Below are 12,892 nucleotides of genomic sequence, written 5' to 3' on the forward strand. Positions count from 1 at the left end.
CTCGGTGCCGCGCGGAGCCGCCGGGCGGCTCGCCGGGGGCAGCTGCTTGGGCCCCGGACGGCCGGCGGCCGCGTTGGGGGGGCGCAGCGCGGTGCGGCTCGCGGTCGGCGTGGGGGTCGTCGCTGAGGAGTACATGGGCTGAGGGGGGTCCCTTCCGGTCCGTCTGCGGGTTCGCCCCGCGGGGCGGGGGAGGGCTGGTGCCGCGTGCTTCCTGGCGTGGCGGCGGCCCTGGTTCGGTCGGTGGGTGGTGCGCGGGCGCCGGGCACGGACGCGGGGCCGGAACCCCTGTTCGGCGGTGCTCCGGCCGTCCGCACCCTGGGGAATGCGGTCGGCCGGACTGCCGTGGCCGTGCCCGGCGCCCCCGCGCCACCCGGCCGCGCCACCCCCTCGGGTGAGGACCGGGAGCGTCCCGTGCCACGGTCGGGGGACTGCCCCGACGCCGGTGGGACGCCGCCCGACCCGAGGGGCGAGGTGGCGCATCCCTACAACACACCCGCCGGGCACTGGCTTAGTAGTCTGGCGGGCCCTGGCGAACGGTGGCGAATGCTCGCCTGGCACTTGCCCGAGCCTCTAGCCTCGGAGTTGCCGAGGAACCTGGGGGCTTCATTTGAGCAGGGAACCCAACACCCGACTCGCCGATCTGTTCGTCCTGACCGGATGGTCCAAGGGCGAACTGGCCCGGCTGGTCAACCGTCGGGGTGCCGCGCTGGGGCAGCAGCAGCTGTCCACCGACACGTCGAGGGTACGGCGGTGGATCGAGCAGGGGGAGATCCCGCGCGATCCGGTGCCGAGGGTGCTGGCAGCCGTGTTCACGGAGCGGCTCGGACGTGTCGTCACCACTGAGGACCTCGGTCTGGAACGACACCGGCCGACCAGGTCCGGAGCGGAGCCCTCCGCAGCAGTCCCGTGGTCGCCGGATCGAACAGCCGCGGTCCTCACCGAGTTCACGGGAATGGACCTCATGCTGAACCGACGTGGATTGGTGGGCGCCGGAGCCGCGCTCACGGCCGGGGCGGTCGTCGCCGACTCGCTGAAGGGCTGGCTGGGCGGGGACGCGGTCGCGTACGCGGCCTCGGTGCCCGGACCGCGCCAGCTGATCACCGGGAGCGCCGCGCGCCCGGTGGTCGACGTGTACGACGCGGGCCCGGTGGGGCTCGAAGAGGTGGAGTCGCTGGAGCGCTCGGTGCAGGTGTTCCGGGCCTGGGACGCGGCCCGCGGCGGCGGGCTGCAGCGCAAGGCGGTGGTCGGCCAACTCAACGAGGTCGGCGGACTGTTGACCCACCGCCACGCGTCGGCGGTGGAGCAGCGGCTGTGGCTGGTGGCGGCCAACCTGGCCGTGCTGGCCGGCTGGATGTCGCACGACGTGGGCCTGGAGCCCACCGCCCAGCGGTACTTCATGATCGCGGCCGAGGCGGCCAAGGAGGCCGGCGACCGCCCGCGGGCCGGTGAGGCGATCTCCCGGGCCGCGCGCCAGATGGTGCACCTGGGCCGGGCCGACGAGGCGATCGAGCTGATGTCGGCGGCCAAGGCGGGCGGCGGGCTGCTGCTGCCCAGAACGCGCGCGATGTTCAACACGGTGGAGGCCTGGGCGCACGCCTCGATCGGGCACTCCCAGGACACCTACCGGCTGCTCGGCGAGGCGGAGGAACTGTTCACCGAGGACGCGCCGGAGCCGCCGCCGTCCTGGATGCAGGTCTTCGACGAGGCCGAACTGCGGGGCATGCAGGCACTGGTGCTGCGCACCCTGGCCGAGCAGGATCCGGCGGCGGCCCCGCTGGCGCGGCGGCACGCGGAGCGGGTGATCACCCTGCGGGAGGGCACCGGGCAGCTGCGGTCGGCGCTGTTCGACCGGATCACCCTGGCCTCGGTGCACTGGATCACCGGGGAGCCGGACGCGGCGGAGTTCCAGGCCAAGATGGTGATGAACCTGATCGGCCAGAACTCCTCGCACCGGACCTGGGACCGGCTGCGCGAGATGTACCGGCTGACCGCCCGCTACCGCGGGCTGCCGGTGGTGGACGAGCTGCGGGCGGAGCTGGGTCGGGAGCTGCGGGCGGCGGACGCCAAGAACCGGCCGCGGTCGTCCTGAGACGGGCGGCCGGTCCGGGGCCGGTCGGGAGCGCACCGGTGGGGACTGGTCGGGAAGGGGCCGGTCGGGAGCGCACCGGTGGGGACTGGTCGGGAAGGGGCCGGTGGGGACGGGAGCCGGGTTCAGGCCCGCCGGAGCAGCATGCGCAGCGCGGTGACGGTGCCGTCCGCGCCGAGCACGGGTTCGCCCGCGCACTCGACGTCGTCGTGCCGTCCGCCGGAGCGGCGGATCCGCAGGGTGCCGGCGGCCGGGCGGCCGTGCACCAGGGCGTCGGTCATCATCCGGCGCAGCACCGGCCGGTCCGCCTCGGGGAGGCGGTCGGGCAGTCGGTCGAGGCTGAGCGGTCCTTGGCCCGGGTCGCAGCCGAGGAGGAGGTAGGTCTCGGCGTCCCAGCGGACGCCGTCGGTCAGCAGGTCCCACTCGGCCGAGCCGACGAGTCTGTCGCCGGCGGCGCCGCCGGTGCCGTGGGTGTCGCCGTTGCCGAGGTAGGGGCCGGACGGTTCCTGCGCCGTGCCGTCCACGCTGCCGTCCGTTCCGCGGTCGGAGCCGTCCGCGGCGCCGTCGCCCGCTGCGCCGCGGGTGCGGTCCGCCCTGCCCGTGGGGCCGGCGGCGCGGTCCGTACCGGAGCCGTCGTCCGCGTCCGCCGGGGCGCCGTCCACCGTGGCGGTGTCCGGCGGGCGGGCGGCGCCTAAGGGCATGTTCATGACGGGTCCATCGCTGAGTGTGGCCCGCCGTGTGCGGGGCGTCGGGGTGGTGAGAAGACTGTCGCACAGCGTCCCGACCGGTGTGGGCGATTTGGACAGAACGCAGGCAAAGTTCCCCTGGCATATGCCACTGCGGCAGCCGCCTTCGTCGCCCTGTGTGCGGACGGGGGTCCGAGGCGGTAACCTTCGGTGATTCCGGCGCCCGGGCGCCCGCCGCAGTACCGACCAGAGACCCCGGCGACGGAAATCCCGTTGCCACTACGACCGCCGCAACGGATGCTGACCTCATGTTCGAGCCAGTGATAGCACCTAGTGCCAGCCTCCTAGGCCTCCTTCAGCGAGGCCGTGGAGACGGGCAGCTCCACGCGCTGGCCGCCGACCGTGCCGAGGCCATCGCCGCGCTGGAGGAATGTGTCACCAGGGATCCGCGGGCCGACTGGCAGGTCGAGAGCCGCTCCCTCTACTACGCCCGTCTCTACATGGAGCTGGAGGCCTCCCTCGACGGCATCGAGGACCACCTCCACTCCGCCGAGGACCTCGTCAGCGACGACGAGAGCCGCACCGGCCTCGCCCTCTCCGTCCTGGGCCACCTCGCCGCGTACGGCCGGCGCGACGCGCTGCTGATGCTGCGCGAGTACGCCGCCACCGGCGCCAACTGGGCCTGGGCCCTGGACGAGCTCGCCCTGCGCGACGACGACCGCGGCCTGCTGCTGCTCGGCAGCGCCGTGCTGGACCGTTTCGCACCGGGCCCCGAGGGCGACGCCGAGCTGCGCGAGTTCATCCGCAACGCGTACGAGCCCAGGCCCTGGCGGCTCTGGGCGGCCTACCACCCGAGAGTGGCCGCGGCCAGCGAGCAGTCCCCCTTCGACCTGTGGCAGCGCCAGCTCAACCGCGGCGGTGTCACCCCCGGCTGGTCCACCGCCGACGTGCTGGCCTGGGCCGACCAGGGCCGGCTGGGCGACCTCGGCGCCGACGCCTTCCTGAGCCGGCCCGAGCCGGTGCGCGCCGACGAGGACCGGTCCGGCCCCGACGCCGCGGACCGCCGCGCCGCCGCGGCCGCCCGCTGCCTGACCGCTGTGGTCCGGCCCGAGGACCGTCCCGCCCTGCTGGAGGCCGCCCGCGACGGCCTGCCCGGCGCCCGGCGGGCCGCCCTGCGCTACCTGGTCGACCAGCGCGACCCGGCCGCCCTCGAACTGATCGAGGCCGCCGCAGCTGACGTGGACGACCGGATCGTCCGGGCAGCACTGGAGCTGCTCGGCCGGATGCGCGGCCCCGAGGTGCTGGCGCAGGCCCGCCGCTGGGCCGACCCGGCCAGCGGGGGAGCCGACAGCGCGCTCGGCGAGACCGCCGTGCGCCTGCTCGCCGACGCCGGGGAGCCGGCCGACGCGCCGCTGGTGGTCGCCGGGCTGCGCCGCTGGATCTCCGTGCGCGGGGTCAGCGGTACCGGGCTGGGATCGCTGGTGGACGGTGCGGGGCGGCTGGCCGCCGCCGACGCCGTCCCGGTCCTGCGCCACATCTACGGGGAGGCCGGCTCCTCCGAACTGCGCGGTCGCGCCGCCCGGGCGCTCGCCGCCACCGATGTGCACTTCCCGGAGGGGCCCGCCGTCGAGTGCCTCTGGGACTGCGAGGAGTCCACCCGCGAGCTCGCCGCGCGCCATGTCGCCACCACCGGCGACGCGCGTGTGCTGGAGCGGCTGCGAAGGCTCGCCGCGGACCCGGCCGAGGAGGCCGAGGTCCATGCCGCCGTCCGCGGTCGGCTGACCGCCGCCCGGGAGTTCGGGCGCTAGGTTCCTGACGTTCGGTGGGCCGGGACACCTCGTCGGTGTCCCGGCCCACTGCTTTGTCCTCGGCTTTCTCCTCGGCTTTGTCCTCGGCGGCCGGGTGTGGAACGCGGTTCTACTTGACCGAGCCCGCGTCCGGGGCCAGCACGCCGCCCGCGACCAGACCGATGATCAGTACGCCGAGCAGCACCCGGTACACCACGAACGGCAGGAAACTGTTGTTCGAGATGTATCCGAGGAACCAGGCGATCGCCGCGTAGCCGACCGCGAAGGCGATCAGGGTGGCCAGGATCGTCGGCCCCCAGGCCGGGGCCGGGCCCTCGCCGATCTTGAACAGTTCCAGCGTCCCCGAGGCGAGCACCGCCGGGATCGCGAGCAGGAACGAGTACCGGGCCGCCGCCTCCCGGCTGTAGCCGAGCAGCAGGCCCGCGCTGATCGTGCCGCCGGAGCGGGAGACGCCCGGGATCAGCGCCAGCGCCTGGGCGAAGCCGTAGGCGGCCGCGTGCGGCAGGGTCAGATCGGTGATCGGACGGGCGTGGCGGACGGCCCGGGTGCGGTCGGCGAGGGCCAGCACCAGACCGAAGACGATCAGCGTGGTGCCGATGATCCGCAGATCGCGCAGATGGGTCTCGATGGAGTCCTGGAACAGCTTGCCGAGGACGCCGATCGGCAGGGTGCCGATGATCACGAACCAGCCCGTCCGGGCGTCCGGTTCGGAGCGCAGCGCCGGGCGGAACAGTGACATCACCCAGGTCCGGACGATCGAGGCGATGTCCCGGCGGAAGTAGATCAGCACCGCGGCCTCGGTGCCGAGCTGGGTGACGGCGGTGAACGCCGCGCCCGGGTCGTCCCAGCCCAACAGGGCGGAGAACACCCGCAGATGGGCACTGGAGGAGACGGGCAGGAACTCGGTGAGCCCCTGGACCAGGCCGAGAACGGCCCCGTGGAACCAGTTGATCACCGAACACCCGCCAGGGGTATCGGGCGGGTGTGGTGCCGGTGCGGCATGGGCGGGTCCTTGCGGGTCGGAGCGGGCGTGCGGACGACCGCGACCCCACGGCCCGCGGCCGCGCACGGGCCCGGCGCGCGGCCGATGGTACGGGGTGAAGGTGACAGCTCTTTGTTCACCCTTTAACCGTGCTTTGCGCACCTGGCCCGTCCCGACCCGCGCCCTCGCGTCCCTAGTCGGCGGGCCGGGCCCGGACCCAGGTGCGGTCCTCCGTGAGGTACTCCTCGACCCGCAGACCGGCCTCTGCCAGGGCCTGTTCGAAGGCCGCCGCGGTCAGCGGGCGGGACAGGAAGGTCTGGGTCCAGACGCCGTCCGGGAAGACGTACTCGGCGTGGACCGAATTCACCCCGGCACCGACCGGTGTCGCGGAGAGGATCCGGGCCACCCCGTCCGTCCCGGCGATCCGGCTCTCCCGCGGCACGTTGCGGTGCCAGTCCTCGCCCTCCCGCTGCACCAGCACGCAGCCGTCCTCGGCGACGTGGCGGCGGCAGGTCTCCAGCAGGCCCTGGCGGACCGCCGGGTCGCCGGCGTGCACCAGGAAGGAGGCGAGCATGACGACGTCGAAGCGCTCGCCGAGGTCCAGCCGCTCGATCGGGCTGCGCACCGTGCGGACGTCCGCGCGGACCTGGGCCAGCATCTCGGCGGACTCGTCCACGGCCGTCACGGCGAAGCCGCGCTCGACCAGGGGGTGGGTCATCCGGCCGACGCCGCAGCCCAGTTCGAGGATGCGGGCGCCCGGCGGCACCGCGGCCTCGATCACGTCCGGTGCGTCGCCCACCGGGAGGCGGGTCCACACCTCGACCGCGCAGCCGTCCGGGGTGATCGCGCCGGTGCCCGTGCCGTCGTAGCCCTCGCGCCGCTCGTCGCTCATGTGCGTGTCGTTGCCCATGGGTCTCATCGGAACACGGGCGGGGTGGAGAGGGAAGGGAGGCCGGACGGCTTTCGGTCAGTCCGCAGGCCGGGCTCGTCGGCCTGGTCGCCGGCCGGGTCGTCAGTCGGCCTGCGGGCGCTCCAGTTCGGCCAAGGCGGCGTGCAGCCAGGTGAGTTCGGCCTCGGTCGTGGCGCGGGCGGTCAGCAGCAGACCGCGTCGGAAGGGGTCGGTGAACTCCTCGGCGCTGCGCGGGCGGTCGTCCTCGTAGAAGAAGCTGGCCGGCTCGCTGAGGAAGTCCAGCCGGCGGCGGAGCACGGCGGCCTGGGCGGCCGGGTCGTCGAGGTGGCGCAGGAAGGAGACCACGGTGGTCCAGCGGTTGCCGTCGCTGATGTCCAGCGGCTCGGGCTCGCGCAGCCGGTCGAGCAGGGCGGTGCGGCCGGCATCGGTGAGGTGCAGGGTGTGCCGGGGTGCGGCGGCGCTGCCGGGCTCGGTCTCGCGGACCAGCAGGCCGTCGGCCTCCAGCCGCTTGATCGCGGGGTAGAGCGAGCCGTCGCTGATCGGGCGGACGTGGCCGGTGAGGGCGGCGAGGTGGCGGCGCAGCTGGTAGCCGTGCAGCGGCCGGTCGTACAGGAACCCGAGGATCGCGAGCTTCAGCATGAGGTCACTCTTCCAGATCCGTGTCTCGGAGCGTCGGTATATCGGTGTCGCTATACCTCGGATTCGAGGTATGGTCTGGGTCCGGCATACCAAGGCCGCCGGCAGTCCCGCGGACAGTCCCTGTCGGCAGTTCCCGCGGGCAGTCCCCGACCGGCAGTTCCCGACTGACACAGGAGCGTGTGCGCGTGCGCGAAACCCCCGTCACCCCGAACGGCGACCGGATCCGCTGGGTCGAGCTGCCCGGCGCCGAGCCCGCCCGGCTCTACCTGCACGGGCTCGGCGCGACCTCGCCCGCCTACTTCGCGGCCGCCGCCGCCCACCCGCTGCTCGCCGGGCGCCGCTCGCTGCTGCTCGACTTCCTCGGCTTCGGGATCAGCGACCGGCCCGTCGATTTCGCGTACACCCTGGAGGCGCACGCCGACACCGTCGCGGCGGCCGTCGCCGCGGCCGGCCTGGAGCGGGTCGAGGTGGTCGCCCACAGCATGGGCGGCGCGATCGCGATCGTCCTGGCGCACCGGCACCCCGGGCTGGTCACGCGGCTGGTCCTGGTGGACGCCAACCTCGACCCCATCGCGCCCGACCGCGAGCGGGTCGGCAGCAGCGGGATCGCGACCTACTCCGAGGCGGAGTTCCTGGCCGGCGGTCGGGAGGAGGTCGCCGAGCGGGTCGGCCCGTTCTGGTGGTCCACGATGCGACTGGCCGGCCCGGAGGCCCTGTACCGCAGTGCCGCGCACCTCGCCCGGGGGAGCGAGCCGGCCATGCGCGAACTGCTGCTCGGGCTCGACCTGCCGCGCACCTTCCTCCACCCGGAGGCGGACGAGCCCTCCGGTGCCGACGGGCTGCGCGCGGCGGGGGTGCGGGTGGTGGAGGTGCCGGACTGCGGGCACAACATCATGGTCGACAACCCGGACGGCTTCGCGGCGGCGACCGCGGCGGCGCTGGGCGCGGGCTGAGCCCTGACCGGGCCGGTCCCGACCCGGGGTCGCGCCGGAGCCTGGCCGGTCCCGATCCGGGGTCCGCGCCCGGGCCTGGCCGGTCCCGAACTAGGCTGATCCGAGCCGTCGGAGAGGAGCCCCTGCCATGCCCGTCGTCGTCCCGCCCGCGCTGGCCGCGTCGCTGGCCGAAGCCCTCGGCGCGGAGGGGCGCGCCTGGTCGGCCCGACTCCCGGCGCTGGCAGAGGAGTTGATCGAGCGCTGGGAGCTGCGCCCGGACGGGCCGGTGGCGCACGGCGTGGTCGGGCTGGCGCTGCCGGTGCGCCGCGCCGACGGTACGCCGGCGGTGCTCAAGCTCCAGCCGGTGGACGAGGAGACGGCGGGCGAACCCCTCGCCCTTCGGGCCTGGGACGGCCGTGGCGCCGTCCGGCTGCTCGACCACGAACCGACCTCCGGCTCCCTGCTGTTGGAAGCTCTGGACGCGTCGCGTTCACTGCTCGACCTGCCCGACGACCGCACGGCGGTGGGCGTTATCGCCGCGCTACTGAGGGAATTGACGCACCATCAGGCACCGGGCAGCCTGCGGACATTGAGCGGAGTCGCGGACGGCCTGCTGCTGCGGGCCCCGGAGGCCGTCGCCGCCCACGTCGATCCGGACGAGCGGCGGTTGCTCGCCGACTGCGCGGCAGCCCTCCGCGCGGTCCGCGCCGAGCCGGGCGACCGGCTGCTGCACTGGGACCTCCACTACGGCAATGTCCTCGCCCCGCTGCCCGGTGGCGACCGGGCCCCCTGGCTGGCGATCGACCCCAAGCCGCTGGCCGGGCACCCCGGCTTCGAGCTGCTGCCCGCGCTGCGCAACCGCTGGGACGACCTGACGGCCACCGGTGACCCGGCCCGCGCGCTGCGGTGGCGCTTCGACCTCCTGGTGGAGGCGCTGGAGCTGGACCGCGAGGTGGCGGCGGCCTGGACGCTGGCCAGGGTGCTGCAGAACGCGGTCTGGGCGGTGGAGGACGGGGAGGCGGAGCTGGATCCGGCCCAGCGGGCCGTCGCGGAGCTGCTGTCACAGGGCCGGAGCTGACCGCCTCACCGCTTCCGCGGCAGCACGAAGCGCACTGATGTCCCCGGCCGGGCCCGGGCGGCGGCCGCGAGGTCGGCGGTCGGGACGGATGGTGGCCGAGACGGACGGTGGTCAGCGGCCCGGGCCGGACCGCCTGCAGGTCGCTCAATTCCGCCTGCCCCTGTGGCGGTCCGGTCAAGGAAGCCGGATCCGCGGCAGCGCGCCTACGCCCGTTCCGCGGTGAACCGGACCCTCACCCCCGGTGCCAGCAGCGCCGCCGGTTCGCGGGCCGGGTCCCAGAGGGCCAGCGCCGTCCGCCCGATCAGCTGCCAGCCGCCGGGGGAGGGGCTCGGGTAGACGCCGGTGTACCGGCCGGCCAGGGCAACCGAGCCGGCCGGGACGGCGCTGCGCGGGGTGGCCCGGCGCGGCACCTCGTACCGCGGCGGCAGTCCGGTGAGGTAGCCGAAGCCGGGTGCGAAGCCGCAGAAGGCGACCACGTACTCGGGCTCGGTGTGGATCCGTACGGCGGCCTCCGCGGAGACGCCCCACAGCGCGGCGACCTCCGCCAGGTCGGCGCCGTCGTACACGGTCGGGACGTCCACCAGCGGCCCGCCGGCGACCGTGGCCGCCGCCGGACGGGCGGTGCGCAGCAGCGCCGCCAGCGCGGGGACGTCCGCGACGCTGTCCAGCAGTACGGTGCGGGCGGCGGGGACGACCTCGTCGACCTCGCCGAGCTCTCCGGCGGCCTGCCGCTCGCGCAGCCACCCGTACAGCGCGGCGACCTCGGCCGGGCCCGGCAGCTCGACCAGCAGCGCCCGCTCGCCCACCCGCCGTACCGATCCGACGGGGCCCGTGCGCATCGGGCCGTCGGTCACGCGAAGGCCTCGACCCGGACGCCGGCCGAGGCGAGGGCGCCGCGGATCCGCCAGGCGAGCTGGGCGGCGCCGGGGGTGTCGCCGTGGACGCAGAGCGAGCGGGCCTCGACGGTGATCTGGTCGCCGCCGACGGCCTCCACGGTGCCGTCCCGGGCGATGCCGACGGCGCGGGTGATCACCGACCCGGGGTCGGTCACCACCGCGTCGGGCTCGCGGCGCGGGACGAGGGTGCCGGCCCAGGTGTACGCGCGGTCGGCGAAGGCCTCGGTGACCACCGGTAGTCCGACGCCCTCGGCGACGGCGAGCAGCCGGGAGCCGGGCAGTCCGAGGACGGGCAGCGGCCCGTCGCAGACCGCGCCCGCCCGCAGCACGCCGGCCACCACGGCCTCGGCCTGCTCGGAGTCGGTGACCACCCGGTTGTAGAGGGCGCCGTGCGGTTTGACGTAGGCGACCCGGGAGCCGGCGGCGCGGGCGAAGACCTGGAGGGCGCCGATCTGGTAGGCGATCTCGTCGGCGAGTTCCTCCGGCGGGACGTCCATCGCGCGGCGGCCGAAGCCTGCGAGGTCGCGGTAGGAGACCTGGGCGCCGATCCGCACGCCGCGTTCGGCGGCCAGTGCGCAGACCCGGCGCATCGTCGACGGGTCCCCGGCGTGGAAGCCGCAGGCGACGTTCGCGCTGGTCACCACCGACAGCAGGGCCTCGTCGTCGGTCAGGGTCCAGCGCCCGAACCCCTCGCCGAGGTCCGCATTGAGATCGATCACCGCATCGGCCACGCCCGTCCGCCTCCCAGCAGCTGTTGAGCCAGATGGTAGGGCCTGGGGATGAAGCCCGTTGTCCGTGACCCGGAGGGCCCACGGGCCCACCGGCGCGCGGCCTTCGCGCCCGCGCCCTGGGGCGGCGCCGTGCAGCACCGACTCAGTTCGCGGCAAGCCGTTCCTGGAAGGAACGTTCCAGCGGACGCAGCGCCCGCAGCACGATCAGCAGCGGAATGACGCCGAAGACACCGAACGACATGTCGATGAATCGCCAGGCCAGCGGAATCCCGCGCAGCGGCCCGCAGATCAGTGCCAGCGGGATCACCGCGCCGCAGGCGAGCACCGCCCAGCGGATCACCCAGACGTTGCGGACCGGGTCCTTGAGCGGCCCCCAGAAGGCGGCGCCGATCACCAGGTGGGCGAAGGCCAGCCAGTCGGTGCCGTAGGCGAGGAAGGGGTAGTTCCGGTTGGTCTCGGCGATGCCGGTGTGGACCCGTTCGAACCAGGCCGTGACGGCCGGGAAGTGGTCGGCCAGCGGGGCGGCCGGGCCGGCGGCGAACTCGGCCAGCCAGCGCGTCTCGGTCTCCAGCGGGAAGGCGGTCAGGCCGCTCAGCACCAGGCAGACCAGGAAGAACCGGAGCCGGCGCCGGACCTTCCGCAGGGTGACCGCAGGGTCGTCGTCCATCTTGCACACCTCCCGCGCACGCCGGGCGCGCGCATGCCGAATGTGCAGGCGGGCCTTGTCCCGGCTGCGCGGAACCGACTCTAGGCCTTCATTTGAACGCGTTCAACATCCTTCGTCGTTGAGGCGAGACCCCTGGACGCACCGATGCCCGGGCACCTGAGCGGCACCCGGGCGTCCGTGGAGCAGTGGCTACGCGGCGTACGTGTACGTCACCGGCGCGCTGGTGCCGCCCGCCGTGGTGACCGTGACGTCCACCGGCCCGGGCGCGGCACCCGTCGGCGCGTAGGCCGTGCAGAACTTCGGGCCGCAGGAGAAGCGGTCGGCCGGCACCCCGCCGAACGACACCGTCCCGTACGTCAGATCGGTGCCCGCGATCGCGACCTGGGTGCCGCCGGCCACCGGTCCGCCGGCCGGGCCGAGGTATGAGACCGCCGGCGTGGGCGGCGCCGGCGGCGGGTCGCCGGTGTAGTCGAAGGTGACCGGTGCCGCGGCCGTGCCGCCCGGGGTCACCACGCTGACCGGGGCGCTGCCCGTGCCGCCGGGAGTGGTCACCGTGCAGGCGGTGTCGGTGCAGCTGCCCGGCGCCGGCACGCCGCCGACCAGCACCATGCCGTGGGACAGGTTGCCGCCGCTGACGGTCACCGCGGTCCCGCCCGCGCCCGGGCCGGTGGCGGTGTCCAGCGCGGCCACCGACGGGGTGCCCGGGACGACGGGCACCGGGGCGTTGCCGGGCAGCGGCAGGACCGCGACGTGGCCGGTCGGGTCGGTGTCGTTCGGGTTGCCGATCGTCGCGACCAGCTGGCCGGAGGCCTTGGTCGGGTCGCCGTACACCTTCAGCTTCATGAACTCGTGGAACCCGGCCCGCCGGGTGCCGACCAGCACCGCGTCCAGGTGGCGGCCGTCCGGCGAGACGGACTCGGTGAAGGTGTAGTCGTACGGCGTGGAGTAGAACATCGCGCCGTCGGTGGTGAGCCCCTGCGGCAGGTCCAGGGTGATGTGGGTCGGCCCGGTGAGATCGGCCGTGCCGGCCGAGGTCCAGCTGACCGACATCTGGCCCGGGCCGGGTGGGGCGGTGCTCGGGAGGTAGCCGTTCAGCGAGACCGTCACGTGCTGCGCCGAGACGTCGGACGTGCCGGTCGGCGCGGCCGTGGCGGCGGCACCGGTGCTGAGGATGGTCACGGACAGCGCGGCGGCGAAGCCTGCTTTGGCCAGTCGGGTGATCATGGGACGATCATCACCGGTCGGACGCGCCGCGCTCACGGTTTTCTCGAATACCGGTTCGGGAATGGCGCGATCCTGTCGAAACCGCGTTCCGGAACCACCCCCGACACGCCCCCCGGCCTGCCGTCCGGCCCGTCCGCAAGGTCCGTTTCGGTCGATGTCGGTGCGAACCTCTAATCTTGTCCACCGTGACCGCCATCGCTGACCCGCCCACCGAGCCCGGCCTCCGCCCGGCCGCCGGCGCCGCCGTGCCCGC

At 74.6% G+C, this 12,892-nt stretch carries 12 protein-coding genes; 4 read left to right on the forward strand and 8 right to left on the reverse strand.

All coding sequences use genetic code 11. The features are described 5' to 3' along the window. Nucleotides 1-607 precede the first annotated feature (607 nt). Nucleotides 608-2,089 (forward strand): hypothetical protein, encoded by a 1,482-nt coding sequence (locus tag BG452_RS18665; RefSeq protein WP_188305465.1) that lies wholly within the window; start codon nucleotides 608-610, stop codon nucleotides 2,087-2,089. Nucleotides 2,090-2,211: 122 nt separating this feature from the next. Here the strand turns inward: BG452_RS18665 and BG452_RS18670 are convergent, their stop codons facing one another. Then, on the reverse strand, nucleotides 2,212-2,793 hold the full coding sequence (locus BG452_RS18670; protein WP_188305466.1) for a hypothetical protein: 582 nt from the start codon (nucleotides 2,791-2,793) through the stop codon (nucleotides 2,212-2,214). Nucleotides 2,794-3,080: 287 nt separating this feature from the next. Between BG452_RS18670 and BG452_RS18675 the strand changes: the two genes are divergently transcribed. Continuing rightward, nucleotides 3,081-4,580 (forward strand): HEAT repeat domain-containing protein, encoded by a 1,500-nt coding sequence (locus BG452_RS18675; protein ID WP_188305467.1) that lies wholly within the window; start codon nucleotides 3,081-3,083, stop codon nucleotides 4,578-4,580. 109 nt (nucleotides 4,581-4,689) lie between these two features. Here BG452_RS18675 and BG452_RS18680 read toward each other — a convergent pair whose 3' ends face one another. The 3 genes from BG452_RS18680 to BG452_RS18690 all read right to left on the reverse strand — a co-directional run bounded on the left by BG452_RS18680 (nucleotide 4,690) and on the right by BG452_RS18690 (nucleotide 7,111). After that, complete coding sequence (locus BG452_RS18680) at nucleotides 4,690-5,532, reverse strand: undecaprenyl-diphosphate phosphatase (protein WP_317621118.1); 843 nt, start codon at nucleotides 5,530-5,532, stop codon at nucleotides 4,690-4,692. 223 nt (nucleotides 5,533-5,755) lie between these two features. Further along, entirely contained in the window at nucleotides 5,756-6,454 is a 699-nt protein-coding gene (locus BG452_RS18685; protein ID WP_188305475.1) for a class I SAM-dependent methyltransferase, read from the reverse strand. A 120-nt stretch (nucleotides 6,455-6,574) separates the two neighbouring features. Further along, the gene (locus BG452_RS18690) at nucleotides 6,575-7,111 is read right to left on the reverse strand and encodes a PadR family transcriptional regulator (protein ID WP_188305469.1); all 537 of its coding nucleotides are present in this window, start codon (nucleotides 7,109-7,111) and stop codon (nucleotides 6,575-6,577) included. 185 nt (nucleotides 7,112-7,296) lie between these two features. Between BG452_RS18690 and BG452_RS18695 the strand changes: the two genes are divergently transcribed. Continuing rightward, nucleotides 7,297-8,064, forward strand: coding sequence for an alpha/beta fold hydrolase (locus tag BG452_RS18695; RefSeq protein WP_188305470.1), 768 nt, complete (start codon nucleotides 7,297-7,299; stop codon nucleotides 8,062-8,064). A gap of 127 nt (nucleotides 8,065-8,191) precedes the next feature. Next, a complete protein-coding gene (locus BG452_RS18700) occupies nucleotides 8,192-9,121 on the forward strand; it encodes an aminoglycoside phosphotransferase family protein (RefSeq protein ID WP_188305471.1) in 930 nt (309 codons plus the stop codon). Nucleotides 9,122-9,324: 203 nt separating this feature from the next. Here the strand turns inward: BG452_RS18700 and pxpB are convergent, their stop codons facing one another. From pxpB to BG452_RS18720, 4 genes are all read right to left on the reverse strand, one after another. Further along, the gene (pxpB, locus tag BG452_RS18705; RefSeq protein WP_188305472.1) at nucleotides 9,325-9,960 is read right to left on the reverse strand and encodes a 5-oxoprolinase subunit PxpB; all 636 of its coding nucleotides are present in this window, start codon (nucleotides 9,958-9,960) and stop codon (nucleotides 9,325-9,327) included. An 11-nt stretch (nucleotides 9,961-9,971) separates the two neighbouring features. Beyond that, nucleotides 9,972-10,748, reverse strand: coding sequence for a 5-oxoprolinase subunit PxpA (locus BG452_RS18710; RefSeq protein ID WP_317621117.1), 777 nt, complete (start codon nucleotides 10,746-10,748; stop codon nucleotides 9,972-9,974). Between the two features lie 142 nt (nucleotides 10,749-10,890). Then, entirely contained in the window at nucleotides 10,891-11,415 is a 525-nt protein-coding gene (locus BG452_RS18715) for a hypothetical protein (protein ID WP_188305473.1), read from the reverse strand. A gap of 189 nt (nucleotides 11,416-11,604) precedes the next feature. Continuing rightward, the gene (locus BG452_RS18720; RefSeq protein WP_188305474.1) at nucleotides 11,605-12,639 is read right to left on the reverse strand and encodes an IPT/TIG domain-containing protein; all 1,035 of its coding nucleotides are present in this window, start codon (nucleotides 12,637-12,639) and stop codon (nucleotides 11,605-11,607) included. Nucleotides 12,640-12,892: the final 253 nt, after the last annotated feature.

This window comes from Streptomyces sp. CBMA123 (genome assembly GCF_014596465.1).
Classification (GTDB): domain Bacteria; phylum Actinomycetota; class Actinomycetes; order Streptomycetales; family Streptomycetaceae; genus Kitasatospora.

Excerpts from the sequence above, each read along its gene's own strand:
- BG452_RS18670 (WP_188305466.1), bottom strand. The coding sequence starts at position 2,793 with ATGAACATGCCCTTAGGCGCCGCCCGCCCGCCGGACACCGCCACGGTG.
- BG452_RS18675 (WP_188305467.1), top strand. The coding sequence starts at position 3,081 with ATGTTCGAGCCAGTGATAGCACCTAGTGCCAGCCTCCTAGGCCTCCTT.
- BG452_RS18685 (WP_188305475.1), bottom strand. The coding sequence starts at position 6,454 with ATGAGCGACGAGCGGCGCGAGGGCTACGACGGCACGGGCACCGGCGCG.
- BG452_RS18690 (WP_188305469.1), bottom strand. The coding sequence starts at position 7,111 with ATGCTGAAGCTCGCGATCCTCGGGTTCCTGTACGACCGGCCGCTGCAC.
- BG452_RS18700 (WP_188305471.1), top strand. The coding sequence starts at position 8,192 with ATGCCCGTCGTCGTCCCGCCCGCGCTGGCCGCGTCGCTGGCCGAAGCC.
- pxpB (WP_188305472.1), bottom strand. The coding sequence starts at position 9,960 with ATGCGCACGGGCCCCGTCGGATCGGTACGGCGGGTGGGCGAGCGGGCG.
- BG452_RS18715 (WP_188305473.1), bottom strand. The coding sequence starts at position 11,415 with ATGGACGACGACCCTGCGGTCACCCTGCGGAAGGTCCGGCGCCGGCTC.
- BG452_RS18720 (WP_188305474.1), bottom strand. The coding sequence starts at position 12,639 with ATGATCACCCGACTGGCCAAAGCAGGCTTCGCCGCCGCGCTGTCCGTG.